The following is a 1,427-nucleotide window of genomic DNA, read 5'->3' as shown; positions in this document are numbered from 1 at the left end:
CGGAGTCTGTCAACATAGTTGGCACATAAAGTGGTTCTGGCTCTTTAAAACCCTGCTGCCTGCGGCACCGGGTCCTTCTCGGGATTCAGGTGCACTACCTCTGGCAGGCTGAGTTTCCGGATGTCACCCGACCAGCGCTCTGGGTGACGTTGCTTCGCCGCCTCGAAGACCTCCCGGCGCTGCGCCAGGATGCCTTTGGCCTCGCCGTTATGACGCTGACTCGGCGTGACGTAGCGAAGGGCGCTGTGCCGGTGCTCGTGGTTGTACCACTCGGTGAATCGCTGGACCCACTCCTGGGCCTCGGTCAGGGTCGCGAAACCGTCGATGGGGAAGCCCGGCCGGTACTTCAGCGTCTTGAAAGCCGACTCGGCGAAGGCGTTATCATTGCTGACCCTTGGTCGGCTGTACGACGGGGTGATGCCCAGGTCGTAGAGCTTCTCCAGGAAGGTCGCCGCCTTCATCGGGCTGCCGTTATCTGAATGCAGAATCAGCGGCTTGTGACGCTCAGTGAGGTGCTCTCGCCAGCAGGCCTTCTGGATCAGCTCGGCGGCCAGCTCACCAGTCTCCGTCTCGTAGACCTCGTGCCCAACGATCTTGCGGCTGAAGACGTCCATGATCAGGTACAGGTACCACCAGGTACCGCGTGCTGGGCCCGGCAACCAGCTGATATCCCAGCACCACAGCCGGTTCGGCGCCGTGGCCTGGTGTGTCGTCGGAGAGCGCTTGCGCTGTGGGGCCTGCTGTCGGCCCCGGTGGTGTTGCTGGTCGTATTCATGAAGGACTCGGTACATTGTCGACTCCGAGGCCAGGTAGCGGCCCTTGTCCGCCTGATCGGCCACGATGAAGGCCGGCGGGCGACTCCGATACTCCGGGGCGTTGCACAGCGCCACGATCGCCTCTCGCTCCTCGGGCGACAGCTTGTTGGCTGGCTCCGGGCGATCGGCATCGGGACGGCGATCCGCCGTCACCTCGCCTCCGGCGACCCAGCGATAGTAGGTCCGCACATTGATGCCCATCACCTGACAGGCCTTGGCCAGCCGAGCACCGTCACGCTGGGCGTCTTGCACCAGGGTCACGATGCGCTGGCGATCCGGGAGGCTGGTCAGTCGTCCTCGTCGTTGGTCGTGCCCCAGATCGCCTCGGCTTTTTTTGATAGGGCCAGCAGCGCCGCCGTCTCGGCCAAAGCCTTGTCCTTGCGGTGCAGCTCGCGCTCCAGCTTACGGAGCCGCTTCTGCTCCGCCTTGCGCGCCTGGCGGAGCTGCTTGGCCTGGGCCGCTGCATCATCGTTGGCGTTCATGCAGGCATCCCGCCAGGCCTCTACCTGCTCGGGGTAGAGCCCACGCTCGCGGCAATAGGCGCTGAGTTCGGCCTCGTTCATCGGGGCCGTCTCCAGGACGATCTGGAACTTCTCCTGGCTGGTCCACTGG

The 1,427-nt window shown here is 64.4% G+C and carries 1 protein-coding gene and 1 pseudogene; both read right to left on the bottom strand.

The window, feature by feature from the left end; translation table 11 throughout:
* Nucleotides 1–44 precede the first annotated feature (44 nt).
* Nucleotides 45–1,106 carry an IS3 family transposase gene (locus ISO4_RS16795; protein WP_228548227.1) on the bottom strand — a complete coding sequence of 354 codons (1,062 nt, stop codon included), beginning with the start codon at nt 1,104–1,106 and terminating at the stop codon, nt 45–47.
* Nucleotides 1,103–1,427: pseudogene (locus tag ISO4_RS16790) on the bottom strand (IS3 family transposase); the annotation flags it as partial. The pseudogene ISO4_RS16790 and the gene ISO4_RS16795, both read right to left, overlap by 4 nt.

This window comes from Alloalcanivorax venustensis ISO4 (genome assembly GCF_015356855.1).
In the GTDB taxonomy this organism is placed as follows: Bacteria; Pseudomonadota; Gammaproteobacteria; order Pseudomonadales; family Alcanivoracaceae; genus Alloalcanivorax; species Alloalcanivorax venustensis.
Note: the sequence above shows the minus strand (reverse complement) of the source record. Positions and strands in the feature narration are given on the sequence as shown.